Below are 16,468 nucleotides of genomic sequence, written 5' to 3' on the forward strand. Positions count from 1 at the left end.
GTTTATGCAAGAGCAGCCAAAAATCATTATCTTAGGTAATGGTCCTATCAATACAGATCTTACTGAGCAAGTAAATCATTGCCCACGAGTGGTTAGGTTTAACCATTGTGCAGCAATGCCTGATTATTTAGGCCAACGTTGTACTGACTTGTGGTTGGTTGGGCGTGGCCGACAAGCCCTGAGTTTATTAAACACACCACAAATGTCTCTCGAAGGGCTGAGCCAGGTTATGATCACCGATCCAACTCCTAATTCTGTAGCGCAATTTTTTTTTAAATTGATACAACGTAAAGGTAAGGTAGATTTCGGGGAGGCTCTAATCTCAGCCTATGCGCAAAAGTGCCAAGTAGAGCGTTTAACAGCACAGTTTCGCCAATCATTATTAAATGAATTATTAGCCCTTGGCTCACCGATACATCGGCCTCGTTGTGTTAGTTCTGGTACTTTGGCAATTGCTTACTTTTTAGTGCGGTTTAAATACGTACATATTGCAGGTTTTGGTTTTCAAGGTTGGAAGCGTCACCCTTGGAACCTCGAAAAACAATTTGTGGAGCAACTCGTCGCCGAAAAACGAGTTATATTGTTGGACAGTTAAACCAGACACCTAGCTGAGCTAAGCGCCTGGCTTATGATATTACCAAATCATCCCAACAAACTCAGGGTGATCGACAAATGGATTACGGTTACCTTGGTGCTCATATGCCGCTTGGTTGCGATCAAGTTCTAATTGGCTGACAGGGTCCTCGTTGTGCCATTTTAGTAGCATTGCGACAACCCAATTCTCAAATACTTGATTTGAGGTGCCGTTAAGTACAGCGTTACTGTAAGTAGTTTTATTTTGCCAACTTGCAATGACATTTTGATAGCGTGTTGCCATATAGAAATAGGCTCTTGCAAAATCGCCTTTAAACTCATCAATAGGTTCAAATACAGTACCTGAGTAATTTAAAGAACTCGCTGCGCTGCCCAATTTACTACCATTACTAGAGGTATAGCTTGCGCTTCCTACTTCACCAAATGGGTAGTTACTGCGTTTAGAGTTTACATAACCATCGGTTGCGAAAATGTGGTGTACATCAGAGTTCATAGGCTCAACAGTGCCGCCAAACCAGCTTTTCGGAAAAGAGTGTTCACGGTTGTAGCAATCAGCTTCACTGTTATAAGTACCACATTGATCGCTTACGGCTACATAGTTGTAGCTATCTTGACCTGTCGGGTTTTCTGAGTAGCGGTCTAGAATTGAGTTATCGTTTTCAAAATACTTATCGCGTGAGGCAATGTCATAAAAACTCCAAATAGCAGAGTAACCTTGCGAGTTGTGATCTTTAATAATGTTGTACAACTCTGTTTTTAGAGCATAGCCTGTGAGGCCTTGTGTAGTCACATAATAGCCTGTCGGATCAGGTGGTGTTGTACCGCCATCATCACCGCCAGTGCTATCACCTAATGTAAACGGTGTCGCCTCTGAGCTTTGGAAGTTTGCGCCACTGGCAAGCACCGTTTGGCCTAGAGAGAGGTTGTAGCTGCCATTACCGAACGAGCAACACATGCCATCACCGTAACTATCAAAAATAGTGAATGTGTAGTCACCATCAATTAAACAGGCTTGCTCACTATACTGAGTATTCGCTGCATAGCTGCCGCCAGATGCCACTGTACTGCCTTGGGCATTTGTTATTTGCCAACTTGTTTCTTCACCATAGTTGTCAGTGGTGAGCACTAACGATACTTGATTATCTGTGCAACTACCTGTCGGTGGTGGGGTTGTGCCTGTGCTGGGTGCAAAATTATCGACATAAACCACTTCGCTGCCATCAAAACCCGTTACGTCGTAAAAGCGTAAGCCAACATTGATAGCGGTTGTTGTTGGAGCTGTGTACTGATAGCTAATTTGTTGCCATTGATTGGTTAATGCTGAATTTGAATAGTCCTGATAGCCATCAACCACTAAGCGTGCTTTCACACCACCTTCGGTATGGTAAACCCAAGCAGAAAACTCGTAGCTTTCGCCCGCAACAACATCAACGAGCTGCTGTAAATCAGTATTGCTTTGTGTGCCAGTGTTAACAGTGACTTGTGCAGAATATTCGCCAGAGTAAACCACACTGTTGTTAGCACTAATGCTGATACCACTATCAATCGTGCTCCAAGCTGTTGGTGTGTTTGCTGACCAAGTTTCAAAGTCTGCATTATTAATATTTGCAAACGCTGTGTTGCTTAAAAAAAGTAAGCTGCTAGTAAGTATGAGCTTTTTCTTAATCCCGTATGGCATAGATTTTCCCTATTATGTGTTTTCAAATGGTGGACAATAGATGATAACAATGACAGGTTTTTTACAGAATTGATAATTTTTGGATTATTTTATATACGCATTTGTTAATTAAAATTTACAGTTCTGCATTGTTTATATTTTGCACACTTTTTAGTTTTGTTCCTATTTTGGGTTTGTCGTGTTACTTCTAAAAGCACTGTTATAGTTTTGTGGTGTAAAGATCACCCGACTTCAACAGCAATAATCAAATAATAACAGCTTGTTTAGGGGTCAAAATGAAGAAATATAATTTATTGGCGCATAGCGTTAAGTTTGCTTTGTCGTTAACTGCACTTTCTACTGTGGGTTATTCAGTCGCAGCTGAAGAGGGAGTTGATGAAGTTGAGCGAATTCAAGTTACAGGGTCTCGTATTGCAAAACCAAAGCTTTCTCAACCCACACCAATAGTAACAATTGGTGCGGCTGAAATAGCCAAAGCAGGTACACCAGATTTAGGGAGTATTCTAGCTGAGTTTCCGTCTATAGGCGCGACCGATACCCTCTTTGGTAATAATGATGACAATGCTGATGCAGGTATCAGCTCTGCTGATTTAAGACGCCTAGGATCCACGCGTACACTTGTTTTAGTGAATGGCAAGCGCCATGTCGCAGGGGCGCCAGGGTCATCTCAGGTAGACTTATCAACAATTCCAGCTGCACTTATTGACAGAATTGAAGTAATAACAGGAGGTGCATCGGCAGTGTATGGCTCTGATGCGGTTTCCGGTGTTGTAAACGTGATTCTAAAAGACAATTTCGATGGCTTACAATTAAAGGCATCAGTTGGTAATTCAACCGAAGGAGTCGGCTCTAAAAATACCTCACTAAGTATTTTAGCGGGGACAGATATTGCCGGCGGTCGAGGTAATATCACTTTCTTTGCTGGCAAAGACCATATCAATGAAGTGATGGCAAATGACTTACGCCAGTCGGATAACTGGGGAACAGTTGATAATCCGCTCAGCCAAGGTGAGGAAGATGGTATTCCTGATCGTTTAACAAGGCCTCGTGTTTTTTCGGATCGTATAAGTGAAAATGGTGTGCTAAACCCATTTGGTGCATTTGGTGAAATTACCACGTTTTCAGATAATGGCACACCTGAATTAATGCCGATTCGTGAGTTCACAAATAGCTTTGCATTCGGTAATTTCCCTGATGGATGTGAGCACTGCTTTAAACTTCAAGACTATGAAAATGTATTACCTGAGCAGGATAAAATAACCATCGCATCAACACTTAATTATAATATTACTGACAACCATACATTTTACAGTGACTTTAAGTTCGTTCGTTCAGACATTAAACAACAGTTTCAGCCATCTTTTCGCTTTGGTGATATATTTATTAACGTAGCAGACAACCCCTACCTTGATGAAACGCTACGCCAGTCCTACCTTAACCAAGGCATTACAACAATAGAAATGTCTAAGTTTTTTGCTGAATTCGGTAATCGAAGTGCTGATAACCGCCGTGAGCTATTTCGATTCGTTGGTGGGGTTCAAGGCTTATTTACTTTAAGCCAAACTGATTTTAACTATGATGTTTACTATGTATATGGGCAAACAGATAACCGCCGGAACTCATTAAACGATTTAATTTCAGGCAATCTTGATGCTGCGCTTGATGCTGTTATTAACCCAGATACGGGCGAAATAGTATGTCGAAATCAAGTACCCGACTTACAACTACCAGATGAGGATGGAAATGAGTATGTTAACCCTGCCACTTTAAATCCCGCAGATTGTGTTCCTTACAATGCGTTTGGTTTTGACCAAGCATCAGAGGCTGCAAAAGACTGGGTAACAGCCGATGTATCGCGTACAGATGAAATAACGCAAGAATTAATTGGCGCTAATATAACATTTGATACTGGGGAGTTTTTTGAACTACTTGGCGGGCCAATCGGTTTAGCTGCTGGTTTTGAATACCGTGAAGAAACATCAGAAACACGCACCGATGAGCTGACAAAATCAGGTGTTTTAGCACAGGCAGCTACACCCGATGCATTTGGTGAGTATGATGTAACTGAGGGTTTTATAGAGGTGAGCTTGCCTCTGCTTGCAAACCTTGCTTACGCAAAAGAACTTACCTTAGATGCCGCATATCGTTATGCTGATTACTCGCATGCTGGCGAAACTGACGCGTGGAAGGTTGGTGTGTTGTATCAGCCTATTGAGGATATTCGTTTGCGAGGCACTTATGGTCAAGCGGTACGTGCCCCGAATATAGCCGAAGCCTTTTCACCCATTTCTCCAGGCTTTGGCCGTGTAGCCGATCCATGTGATGCTGATAGTATTCTCGATAATCCTAATCGCGTTGCTAATTGTGCAGCAATCGGCATACCAGCAGGGTTTGAGGCAAATGATAATGCGAGTATAGATACTATTAGTGGTGGCAACTCTGAACTTGAATCTGAAACCTCAACCTCATTTACGGCAGGCATTGTTTGGACACCGAGCTTTTTTGAAAACTTTTCAATGACCCTTGATTACTATGATATTGAAATAGAAGACGCAATTTCATTTATCGCGACACAAAGTATTGCTGATAATTGTGTGGATGCCCCAGGAGGCCCAGACGAAAGTTTTTGCTCGCAGGTTGAGCGAGACCCTACAACGAATAATGTGACTTTAGTTCGCTCTGGCTTTTTAAATGCAGCAGCTTTGACAACTAGAGGCCTTGAAGCTGATTTTGATTACAGTATGAAGCTGTCTGATTATGGTTTGGCAGGGGATTTAAATTTAAACTTATTTGTAAATCATCTTTTAGAGCTAGAGGCTTTTGAGTTCCAAAGTCGACCTGATAAAGTAAATGTGGAAGATGGTGAAGTGGGGGATCCTGAGTGGCAAGCTCGCTTTTCCGCAACCTATGCTATTAACGATTTAGTTGTAAACTGGTCATCACGTTTAATAGATCGTTCAGCTCGTATCGACCTATCGCCTGACGGAGATATACCTGAAGATTTGAGCCCTGCCTTTGTGGGAACTATTGTGACCCATGACTTGTCCGCTAGCTACCAGTTATTTCAAAACACCCGAGTTGGTTTAGGTATTCGTAACTTAACCGATAAATTACCACCGGCTTATATTGCAGCCAGTGGAGCTAATGATGCAATTTACGATGCTATCGGTCGTCGTTTCTTTGCAAATGTTGTTATTGATTTTTAACTAAAAATCCGTTTAAACAAAAAGACACTGACTTATATGTTAGTGTCTTTTTTTTAGTTATTTATAAAATTAATAACTAAATGGAATATCAAAGCAGATTCTATTCTTTTTTAATCGCGCGAGACCTCGTTATTCTTCACGCTCAGATAAACCTTTAAAGCGTTTTTATTTAGTCTTTAAAGTCGAAAAAATTGTTCGCGAAATGACGGTAGCAAGTTCGTTTCGCAGTTAACTTTTCAGGGTTACGAGGAATAAATTCATGTTGTTAAGTCAACTAAATGCAGCGGCGAGCCCGCTATCGCAAGAGCAAGTACAAAAGCTGCAAGGCTTAGTGGCTGAACTTAATCCAATTCAGCAAGCGTGGGTCAGTGGTTACTTAGCTGCTAATGCCAACGCAGGTGCAATAACGGGTGGTGTTGCTGCCGCTCCAGCTGCTAGTGATGCTGCACCCTTAACTATTTTATACGGCTCGCAAACGGGTAACGCAAAAGGCGTTGCGACTAAGTTAAAAGAACAAGCCCAGTCGCGTGGTCTCACCGTTAAGCTAGTCAACATGGCTGACTACAAACCAACTGCCCTGAAAAAAGAAAAGTTCATCACGGTTGTTGTTTCAACCTATGGTGAGGGCGAGCCACCAGAAGACGCTGAAAGTCTGCATGAATTCTTAACGACTAAAAAAGCACCAAAACTAGATGGTGTTAAAGTGGCTGTGATTGGCTTAGGTGATTCAAGCTATGAGTTCTTCTGCCAAACAGCAAAAGATTTTGAAGCGCGTTTTAACAAGCTTGGCGCAGAAACTATTTTCCAGCGTGCTGACTTAGATGTTGATTACGATGATGAAGCTGCTAAGTGGATTGATGGTGCACTTGATGCGTTTGAACCTGATCTTAAAGCGCAGCAACAAGCAAGTGGTGGTCAAGTTGTGGCGATGCCATTTGGTGCAGCGGCACCTGCGGCAAGCCAATACACCAAGCAAAACCCATTTGCTGCAGAGCTAAGCGTTGTGCAAAAAATTACGGGTCGTGATTCAACCAAAGATGTGCGTCATGTTGAAATTTCATTGGAAGGTTCAGACATCACCTATACACCGGGTGATTCGTTAGGCGTCTACTTTTTAAATGACGAAGCACTTGTTGATGAAGTGCTCACGCTTACACAAATCGATGCATCTAGCACGGTTAAACTCGGCGACGACGAGCTAAGTATTCGTGATGCATTAATCGAAAAATTAGAATTAACTCAGTCATACCCAGGCTTTGTTGAAAAATACGCAACAGCAACGGGCAACCCTGAATTATTAAAGTTAGTTGAAGATAAAGCAGCAATGCGTGAGTACATCGAGCCTCGCCAAATCTTCGATATTATTCGTCAAAACCCAGCTCAATTGGAAGCGCAAACCTTAGTAGATTGCTTACGTAAACTACAAGCACGTTTATATTCGATTGCATCTAGCCAAGCTGAAGTTGAAGAAGAAGTTCACTTAACGGTGGGGCTGGTTGAGTTTGATGCATTCGGAAGCGAACACTTAGGTGGTTGTTCTGGCTATTTAGCACGTCGTGCACAAGAAGGCTGCAAAGTAAAAGTATTCAGCGAGCATAACGATAATTTCCGTTTACCGGCTAATGATGAAACGCCAATTATCATGGTTGGTCCAGGTACAGGTATTGCACCATTCCGTGCGTTTTTACAAGAGCGTGATGCTCGTGAAGCAAGTGGTAAAAACTGGTTATTTTTTGGTAACCCACACTTTACTCAAGACTTCTTATATCAAGTTGAAATTCAAGGTTACTTGAAGTCAGGCTTACTGACTAAAGTGGATGTGGCGTTTAGCCGTGACCAAGCGGAAAAAGTATATGTTCAAGACAAACTTCGCAAAAACAGCCAAGAAGTATTTGCTTGGTTAGAAGCGGGTGCTCATTTCTATATCTGTGGTGATGCAAACCGTATGGCGAAAGATGTTCATCAGGCGCTTGTAGACATTATCAAAGAAAATAGCGGCAAAGATGATGAACAAGCTGAGCAATATTTAAAAGATTTACGTAGCGCAAACCGCTATCAGAAAGACGTGTACTAATCACGTTTAAAGCTAACAGCCGTCACTGTAACAAATTTAGGAAATACCATGAGCGAACAAGACAAAAACGTAAAGCTTTCTGATAACGAGCGTTTGAAAAGAGAAAGTAATTTTTTACGTGGCACAATTGAGCAAGATTTAAAAGACGAGATCACCGGTGGTTTCACTGCTGATAACTTCCAACTGATCCGTTTCCACGGCATGTACCAGCAAGATGACCGTGACATTCGCCCTGAGCGTGCCAAGCAAAAACTAGAGCCGTTACATAACGTTATGTTACGTGCGCGTATGCCTGGCGGTATCATCAAGCCAGAGCAATGGTTAGCGATTGATAAGTTTGCTGAAGAGAAAACTAGCTATGGCAGTATTCGTTTAACCACGCGTCAAACGTTCCAGTTCCATGGTGTGCTTAAGCCAAATATTAAAGGTATGCACCAAATGCTCAATAGCGTGGGCATAGACTCAATTGCAACGGCGGGCGATGTAAACCGAAACGTATTATGTACGACGAACCCAGTTGAGTCTGAGCTTCATCAAGAAGCTTACGAGTGGGCTGCGAAGATCTCTGAGCACCTATTACCAAAAACCAAAGCGTACGCTGAAATTTGGCTAAATGGCGAAAAGAGTGAAACCACTGAAGAGCCAATCTTAGGTTCAACTTACTTACCGCGTAAGTTTAAAACCACAGTAACAATTCCACCGAACAATGAAGTGGATGTGCATGCGAACGACTTAAACTTCGTGGCAATTGCAGAAAACGGCAAGTTAGTTGGCTTTAACGTGTTAGTGGGTGGTGGTCTTGCGATGACTCACGGTGATACAGCAACGTATCCTCGTAAAGCAGATGACTTTGGTTTTATCCCACTTGAGCACACCTTGAAAATTGCTGAGCACGTTGTGTCTGTACAGCGTGATTGGGGCAACCGCTCAAATCGTAAAAATGCGAAAACTAAATACACATTAGACCGTGTAGGTTCTGATGTATTTAAAGCTGAAGTTGAAAAACGTGCTGGTGTTCAATTTGAACAAAGCCGCCCGTATGAGTTCACTCACCGTGGTGACCGTATCGGTTGGGTTGAAGGTATTGATGGTAAGCACCACTTAACGCTGTTTATTCAAAGTGGCCGTATTTTAGATTACCCAAATCAACCGCTAAAAACAGGCTGCCGTAAAATTGCTGAAATTCACCAAGGTGATTTCCGCATGACGGCAAACCAAAACTTGATCATCGCAGGTGTTCCAGCTGATCAAAAAGCGGTAATCGAAGAGATTGCGCGCAACCATGGCCTGATTGATGACAGCCATACAGAGCAGCGTAAAAACTCAATGGCGTGTGTGGCATTACCAACCTGTCCATTAGCGATGGCAGAAGCTGAGCGTTACTTACCAAGCTTAATAGAGAAAACGGAAGCATTATTAGCTAAGCATGGTCTGAGCGATGACAACATCATTATGCGTGTTGTGGGTTGTCCGAATGGCTGTGGCCGCGCAATGTTGGCAGAAGCGGGTCTGGTTGGTAAAGGTCCAGGAAAATACAACGTGTACTTAGGTGGTAACCGTGAAGGCACGCGTATTCCAAAGTTGTATTTAGAAAATGTTGGCGAAGACGTATACCTAGACGCATTCGATAAGCTAATTGGCCAATGGGCAAGTGAGCGTAATGAAGGCGAGTGTTTTGGTGATTTTGTAATTCGCAAAGGCATTGTTGCTGAAGTTAAAGTTTCAGTAACTGATTTTCACGCATAATTTTATAAGCGACACCGCTTTAAGGTTTGGAATTAACCATGAGTGAATTTAAAGACATCTTAACGATGAGCAAAGAAGACCAAACAGCTATGCTGGCTGATATTAATGGTCTTCTGGCTGATAAAAGCGCTGAAGAGCGTGTTGCGTGGGCTCTTGAAAACTTACCAAGCACGCACTTTTTGTCGTCTAGTTTTGGTATTCAAGCGGCGGTGATGTTGCACTTAGTGACATCGCAGCAGCCAGATATTCCTGTGGTACTGACTGACACTGGTTATTTGTTCCCTGAAACCTATCAGTTCATCGAGCAAATGACGGAGCGATTATCGCTTAATCTTAAAGTTTATAAAGCACAGCTTAGTCCTGCGTGGCAAGAAGCCAAGTTTGGTAAACTTTGGGAGCAAGGTGAAGCCGGTATTAAGCAGTACAATCAACTGAATAAAGTTGAGCCAATGACTCGTGCTTTAAACGAGCTTGAAGCGGGCACCTGGTTTAGTGGTTTACGCCGCGGGCAATCATCTAGCCGTGCTGACAAGCAAATTGTTGAAATTAGCCGTGGTACTGTGAAAGTGTATCCACTTATTGAGTGGAACAACCGTGATATTTATCAGTACCTAACTAAGCATGATTTACCATATCACCCACTTTGGGAACAAGGTTATGTATCTATGGGTGATGTTCATACAACTCGTAAACTTGAACCAGGTATGACAGAAGAAGAGACGCGTTTCTTCGGCTTAAACCGTGAATGTGGCTTGCACATTGATGGTGATGGTATTTAATTCTATTTTCCTATCAGAAAATTCATAAAGTGCAACTTAGGTTGCGCTTTTTTTGTGTCTTTTGTGTACAATTCGCGGCTTATTAGTAGTATGGAGTCGTCGATGAGTCGTTTTGTCGTTTTCTTATTTTTTGTAGTGCCGTTTTGCCAGTCAAAAGTATTGCAGATTGGTCTACCAGACAGCGATTACCCTCCCTATCATTTTATGAATGCCGAACAAGGCGGTATTGTTCAAGACATACTGCAACGCTTTAGTGAGCAATATGCAATTGAGGTACAGTATTCGTATGCGCCTGAAAAGCGCTCGCAAAAAATGCTTGATGATGGGTTATTAGATGGGCGCATTGAATCTATAGATTGGTATACAGGGAGTAACCAGTACTATTGGAGTGAGGCGATTAGCTTTGTAGAGGATGTGTTAGTCATGCCACATGGCTGTCATATACCACCCATAGATGAGCTAACAGGCTATGTATTTATGGGTCGTTATGCTTATACTTATCCGAAATTTGAACATTATTTTGACAGCGGGGCGATGCACCGTGAGAATTTTTATTCAGAACGAGAGATGCTCTTAGCATTAATGGACTGGGATCATAATCAGCGTATCGCCGCTATCTCTCTAGATGCATTAAACTGGTATGTGAGCCGGGATGAAGTATTCAAAAAATTAACCGTAAGCACCTATAGTGTGGGAAAAGCGCCACTCCAATTACAGTTTTCAGCAACAGCAAAAACATATTTAATCAAAGAGCAGTTTAATGACTTTATAAAAAGTCTTAAAGCTTCAGGAGAATTTGCTAAGATTGTGAGTCGCTATCAATAGTTGGTAAATGGAAGGATGAAGCGTTTTTGTTATTTTGCCGTCATGTTGCTGCTGATCAGTGTTGTGCTGTTATTTTATATTAAAAAGCCAGATGGTAAACCTTACTTAGAACTGAGCATGTTCGAACATTACTCTGAAAAAGTGAGTGGTGATGTGAGTGACTTTGCTTCGCAAGGTGCCGATGCATTAAGCACACAAGCTAAAAAGTTAACTGAGAAATTGAGCTTTAGCAAAGACGCACATGCACCTGTTGTCGTGTATAAATGGCAAGATGAGCATGGTCAGTGGCACTATGCTGATACACCTCACCCTAATTATTCGAGTACAGTTGTTAGCTTAGATCCGAACGATATTACTGTATTACCTGCAGAAACTTTTCAAGCTGATGAAAAGCAATCATCAACCGTTAAAGCTGACGTAACACCGCCCGCACTTGGGGTGTACGATGCTAAAAATGTGCAAAAGATGATGCAAGAAGCAGAGCAAGTAAAACAGCTTATGGAGCAACGCAATAAGCAACTTGAAAAGCAGCTACAAGAGCAAAGCGGTAACTAATTCAGCCTGTTTTGTGCTGTCAGATCACTTTCCATTTTCATCAGCAAAATAGTGAGGTAAATTTTGGTAGGCAGTGAAAACAGTACGCCGATAGCAATACATGCTGCGCTGAACATAATACCATGCACACCCATGCTTTCACTTAAGTAATTGCCGGCTAATAAAGAATGCCCCAATACGATTAAGCAAATACCTAAAATGATGAAGGTTTTTAATATTCGAATGATGGTTTGTTCAGTCATACAAGCACCTCACTTTTGCCTTAATTAAAGTGTAGGTGCTGTTGTTATTAACTGGATTGTTCTAAATCAAGCAATTGTCGATTATCTATCCAATTTAACTGGGCCATTGACGTTATCGATACTTAAATCGCCAGAGCCCGCTTCGATAATTGTCAGGCCTAGTGTATCATTCACATAAATACTGCCCGAGCCATCGGTGATAGTAACGAGTCCATTTATATGTCTCACATCTATATCACCAGAGCCATCTTCGATAGCCAGCAAACCAGCCAATTTTTTAACGCTGATACTACCTGAACCATCAATAATACGTGCAGGCCCTTGGCTGTTCTCAATGTGGATATCGCCAGAGTCATCTTCAATATCAATGCGACCTTGGCCTTGCTCTATCATAATCGAGCCAGAGTCGTCTTCAATGCTTATATTGCCGCTTACATTGCTAATTCGAATATCGCCTGAGTCATCATCAATATTAATATTGCGACCGTTTTCAATCACAATTGACCCTGAGTCATCATCAATGCGAATGTCGTTTTGCATCGCACGTATAACGATATCACCTGAGCCATCATCGATATCAAGTTTAAGGTTGGTGGGCACAGATACGATTAAATCAATGTGAGGTGATGAACCTCTGTAAAACGATAAGCTACCATTATTGAGCTTACTGATAAGCTCTGCGGTGTCGCCGTGTTTTTCAATAGTTAGGGTATAGGTTTCATCGCCTTTAGCCGCATAGATATTGGCATTTACTGTGATAGCTGAAGCGTTACTATCGCCTTTGATGGTCAGTGAGCCTGCTTCGGCATCGATTTTGAGTGTGCTTAAATTTGCAGCCGACACGCTTAAATCTTGTTGTTTTTGCTCTGCGATTTGACCCGGAGATACATGAATCACACAACCAGTTAATAATAAGCTAGATGTGATGGCAGTTGCGCAAATTGCGCGTTTGAATGATGCAATTGTCATATGGATTCCAAAATTATTGTGATTTTTATCTGGTTAGCATTTGCAAACTATGGTCCAATTTTAACATGCTGATTTTTATGTGCTTTTCATTTTTTGTAAATAAGTGTGTTGGTCTAAACTACAAATTATTGGTGTTTTAAACAAAAAAGGGGCTGAAAATTCAGCCCCTTAGTTAACTTACAAAGTGATTACTGCTCAGCCAGCATATTACGAAGTACATACTGTAAAATACCGCCATGTTTGTAGTAATCCCACTCTTTAGGCGTATCTATACGCACATCAACACTAAAGCTAATTTGTTTGCCTTCACTGTTAGTGGCAATGACGCTTACTTCATTGGTTTTGTCATACAGGCCTTCAAAGTCGAATGACTCTTGGCCAGTTAGACCGAGTGACTCATAGCTTTCACCGTCTTTAAATTGTAAAGGTAATACACCCATACCAATTAGATTTGAACGGTGAATACGCTCATAACTTTGTGCAATAACGGCTTTAACACCAAGCAGTAGTGAACCTTTGGCTGCCCAATCTCGTGAAGAACCTGTGCCATATTCCGCGCCTGCTAAAATAATCAGTGGCGTGCCATCTTGCTGATACTTCATAGCAGCATCATAAATGCTGGCAAGCTCATCACTCGGTTGCATACGCGTAACACCGCCTTCGGTACCCGGTGCTAATAAATTACGTAAACGTACATTAGCGAAAGTACCGCGCATCATCACTTCGTGGTTACCACGGCGCGAACCATATGAGTTAAATTGTGCTTTTTGCACGCCATGCTCTTGTAAGTAGAGGCCTGCAGGGGCATCAGCTTTAATAGCACCTGCTGGCGAGATGTGGTCAGTGGTGACTGAGTCACCTAACTTTGCTAAACAGCGTGCGCCACTGATGCTTGGAATTCCTGGAGGCTCAATCTCCATACCATCAAAGAAGGGCGCTTTTTTAATGTAGGTTGAGGCATCATCCCAATCGTACAGTTTGCCATCAGGAATTTGAATTTTCTGCCAACGATCATCGCCTTGATACACATTGCCATAGCTTGAGGCGAACATTTCTTTGGTTACGGTCTCTTTTACTAATTCATTGACTTCACTGACACTTGGCCAGATATTTTTCAGGTAAATATCATTACCATTAGGGTCTTGTGCTAGCGGCTCGTTGTACACATCAATATCTGTACGGCCTGCGATAGCGTAGGCGACAACAAGTGGTGGCGAAGCTAAAAAGTTCATTTTCACATCTTGGTGAATACGACCTTCAAAGTTTCGGTTACCTGATAAAATAGAGCTGACTACCAGTTTGTGCTTTTGAATGGCTTCGCTGATTTCATCAGCCAGTGGGCCTGAGTTGCCAATACAGGTTGTACAGCCATAACCAACAAGGTTAAAGCCTAACGCATCTAAATCATCCATTAAGTCTGCTTTTTTCAGGTAGTCAGTCACTACTTGAGAGCCAGGTGCCAATGAGGTTTTAACCCAAGGTTTCACTTTTAAGCCTAATTGTTTCGCTTTTTTAGCGACTAAGCCCGCTGCTAAAATAACACTTGGGTTTGAGGTATTTGTACAGCTTGTAATTGCAGCAATGACACACGCACCGTCATTAAGCTCAAACTCCTCGCCTTTAAAGTTAACCTTAGCCGCCCCCATAAATTGTGCTTCGTTGACTGGCTCATCTGGGTTGGTTGTAGGGCCCTCATCTTCAATGCGCGCTTCTTGAATATCACTTTTATCGCGATGCTGCATACGTTCATCTTGGAAGCCCTTTAAGTGTTCACCAATGATGTCGCCCGCTTTATCAAGGGCAATTCTATCCTGTGGACGTTTAGGACCCGCAAGACTTGGTACTACATCATCAAGGGATAACTCAAGGGTATCTGTGTAGCGGGCTTCATCACCAGGGTTTCGCCATAAACCTTGATGTTTTGCATAGTCCTCGATGAGTTTAAGTTGTTTGTCATCGCGGTTAGTTAAACGTAGGTAGTTAATGGTTTCATCATCAATTGGGAAAATACCGCAGGTTGCCCCATATTCTGGCGCCATATTAGCGATAGTAGCACGGTCAGCAAGTGGTAAATCAGCAAGTCCATCACCATAAAACTCAACAAATTTACCCACTACGCCGTGTTTACGCAGCATTTCTGTTACGGTTAGCACAAGGTCAGTCGCAGTCGTGCCTTCAGGCAGGCGACCATTAAGCTTAAAGCCGATAACTTGTGGAATGAGTAAGCTGATTGGTTGGCCTAGCATGGCGGCTTCGGCTTCAATACCACCTACGCCCCAACCAAGTACCCCAAGACCATTAATCATGGTTGTGTGTGAATCTGTGCCGACAAGGGTATCTGGGTAAGCCAGTGATTTACCATTTTTTTCATCATTGAACACCACACGGGCTAGGTATTCTAAATTGACTTGGTGAACGATACCCGTTGCTGGTGGCACAACTTTCAAGTTATCAAAAGCAGTTTGTCCCCAGCGTAAGAATTCGTAACGTTCTTTATTGCGTTCGTATTCAAGTTTCGCATTTAAGTCGAATGAGCCATCTTCGCCATAACCATCAACTTGCACTGAATGGTCAATCACAAGTTCAGCGGGTGAAAGAGGATTAATTTTTGCTGGATCGCCGCCGAGTTTCTCCATGGCATCACGCATCGCGGCTAAATCAACAATGGCGGGTACACCTGTGAAGTCTTGCATAACGACACGGGCAGGCGTGAACGCTACTTCTGCTGATGGTTTAGCCTGCGGATCCCAGTTTAATAAAGCTTCAATATCTTGCTTTTTGATATTAACGCCATCTTCATTGCGTAGCAGATTTTCGAGTAAGATTTTTAATGAGAATGGCAAGCGCTTTGCTTTATCGCCTAAGCCTTGTAAAGAGTGAATATGGTATTGTTCACCATTGATTGTAAGCTGTTTTTGGGTATCAAAACTGTTATTCATTATTTGCCCCTGTGGTTTTAACAAGCCGAGCTTGTTTTGTGTTTCCTTTTCGAGATATACACTAGTCTGTTGCAAACTTAATACCAGCTAGTAAATTTATTTTGCTGACGAAAAAGTATGCTACTTAAATAGTGTTGATGCCGACACGATTTATTTCAAGGGCAAGGGGGGATAAATAGTCAGTTAATTAAGGTGACTATTAAAAAAAAGAATGTTTAGCTGAGCCATTCTTCATGTTGACTTTTATGGCTAACAAAAAGCAGTACCAAGCCAATGATAATGACACAAAATGGTATTGCCAGTAATAAGATGCTAGCGAGGCTTGCTGCTTAAGCAAGTAGTTTTAGCCAAGTTGGAGGTGTCAAAACCACCTTTTATTACTGTTATAATCCAACTCAATTAAAGGTGATTTATAGCAACTAAGCAACCTTGAACTAACCAAATGAAATAGGGCGACGGCCTGTTTTTTCGTCCACTTTTGGTTTTTTAGTACGCTTGCGTTTTGTTTTTTTCGGTGCTGTTTCGCTCGTTTCTGATTGTGCTTTTTTCGGTGTTTCTGGTGGGCGAGGATTCGGTGTTGCATCTTCGCTTAATGTTAATTGAAACAACTCACCATCAAAAGCGAGCACATCACCACTGTATAATTTTTTCCGTTTTATTGTACAAATTTCATAGTTTACTCCAACATAACCTTCACCTATTAGTGCTTTTGCCTGGCCTCCGGTTTCGACTAAGTCGAGCACTTTTAGCAAATTACATAACTCTATAGGCTCTTCTTCTAGTTCAATTTCTATGAAATCTTCGTTCATGTTGGTCTCTCATAATTTAATCGTAGCCATTATAAAGCCTAGCACTGGATTG

General features: G+C 42.1%; 12 protein-coding genes. 7 read left to right on the forward strand and 5 right to left on the reverse strand.

Going from position 1 to position 16,468, the window contains the following annotated elements; all coding sequences use genetic code 11:
• The first annotated feature begins 4 nt into the window (after positions 1-4).
• On the forward strand, positions 5-595 hold the full coding sequence (locus tag L0Z67_RS01045; protein ID WP_405128363.1) for a hypothetical protein: 591 nt from the start codon (positions 5-7) through the stop codon (positions 593-595).
• A gap of 39 nt (positions 596-634) precedes the next feature.
• Here L0Z67_RS01045 and L0Z67_RS01050 read toward each other — a convergent pair whose 3' ends face one another.
• A complete protein-coding gene (locus L0Z67_RS01050) occupies positions 635-2,272 on the reverse strand; it encodes an endonuclease (RefSeq protein ID WP_405128364.1) in 1,638 nt (545 codons plus the stop codon).
• A gap of 275 nt (positions 2,273-2,547) precedes the next feature.
• On the opposite strand from L0Z67_RS01050, the gene L0Z67_RS01055 reads away from it, so the two are divergent.
• From L0Z67_RS01055 to L0Z67_RS01080, 6 genes are all read left to right on the forward strand, one after another.
• Positions 2,548-5,478, forward strand: coding sequence for a TonB-dependent receptor domain-containing protein (locus L0Z67_RS01055; protein WP_237114700.1), 2,931 nt, complete (start codon positions 2,548-2,550; stop codon positions 5,476-5,478).
• A 259-nt stretch (positions 5,479-5,737) separates the two neighbouring features.
• Positions 5,738-7,552 (forward strand): assimilatory sulfite reductase (NADPH) flavoprotein subunit, encoded by a 1,815-nt coding sequence (locus L0Z67_RS01060; RefSeq protein WP_405128365.1) that lies wholly within the window; start codon positions 5,738-5,740, stop codon positions 7,550-7,552.
• 48 nt (positions 7,553-7,600) lie between these two features.
• Positions 7,601-9,298, forward strand: a complete 1,698-nt coding sequence (gene cysI / locus L0Z67_RS01065) for an assimilatory sulfite reductase (NADPH) hemoprotein subunit (RefSeq protein ID WP_405128366.1) — start codon at positions 7,601-7,603, stop codon at positions 9,296-9,298.
• A gap of 38 nt (positions 9,299-9,336) precedes the next feature.
• Positions 9,337-10,077: a phosphoadenylyl-sulfate reductase gene (locus tag L0Z67_RS01070; RefSeq protein ID WP_062568209.1), complete on the forward strand. Its 741-nt coding sequence runs from the start codon at positions 9,337-9,339 to the stop codon at positions 10,075-10,077.
• A 102-nt stretch (positions 10,078-10,179) separates the two neighbouring features.
• The gene (locus tag L0Z67_RS01075) at positions 10,180-10,902 is read left to right on the forward strand and encodes a transporter substrate-binding domain-containing protein (protein ID WP_405128367.1); all 723 of its coding nucleotides are present in this window, start codon (positions 10,180-10,182) and stop codon (positions 10,900-10,902) included.
• Between the two features lie 15 nt (positions 10,903-10,917).
• Positions 10,918-11,457 (forward strand): DUF4124 domain-containing protein, encoded by a 540-nt coding sequence (locus L0Z67_RS01080; protein ID WP_062568211.1) that lies wholly within the window; start codon positions 10,918-10,920, stop codon positions 11,455-11,457.
• Here L0Z67_RS01080 and L0Z67_RS01085 read toward each other — a convergent pair.
• The 4 genes from L0Z67_RS01085 to L0Z67_RS01100 form a co-directional block, all read right to left on the reverse strand.
• The gene (locus L0Z67_RS01085; RefSeq protein ID WP_062568212.1) at positions 11,454-11,699 is read right to left on the reverse strand and encodes a hypothetical protein; all 246 of its coding nucleotides are present in this window, start codon (positions 11,697-11,699) and stop codon (positions 11,454-11,456) included. The genes L0Z67_RS01080 and L0Z67_RS01085 overlap by 4 nt on opposite strands.
• Positions 11,700-11,780: 81 nt before the next feature.
• Positions 11,781-12,668, reverse strand: a complete 888-nt coding sequence (locus tag L0Z67_RS01090) for a hypothetical protein (protein WP_405128368.1) — start codon at positions 12,666-12,668, stop codon at positions 11,781-11,783.
• A gap of 188 nt (positions 12,669-12,856) precedes the next feature.
• Positions 12,857-15,607: an aconitate hydratase AcnA gene (acnA, locus tag L0Z67_RS01095; protein WP_405128369.1), complete on the reverse strand. Its 2,751-nt coding sequence runs from the start codon at positions 15,605-15,607 to the stop codon at positions 12,857-12,859.
• 434 nt (positions 15,608-16,041) lie between these two features.
• Positions 16,042-16,416 carry an RNA-binding S4 domain-containing protein gene (locus tag L0Z67_RS01100; RefSeq protein ID WP_062568215.1) on the reverse strand — a complete coding sequence of 125 codons (375 nt, stop codon included), beginning with the start codon at positions 16,414-16,416 and terminating at the stop codon, positions 16,042-16,044.
• Positions 16,417-16,468 lie beyond the last annotated feature (52 nt).

It is taken from the genome of Pseudoalteromonas sp. PB2-1 (assembly GCF_045040605.1).
Classification (GTDB): domain Bacteria; phylum Pseudomonadota; class Gammaproteobacteria; order Enterobacterales; family Alteromonadaceae; genus Pseudoalteromonas; species Pseudoalteromonas arabiensis.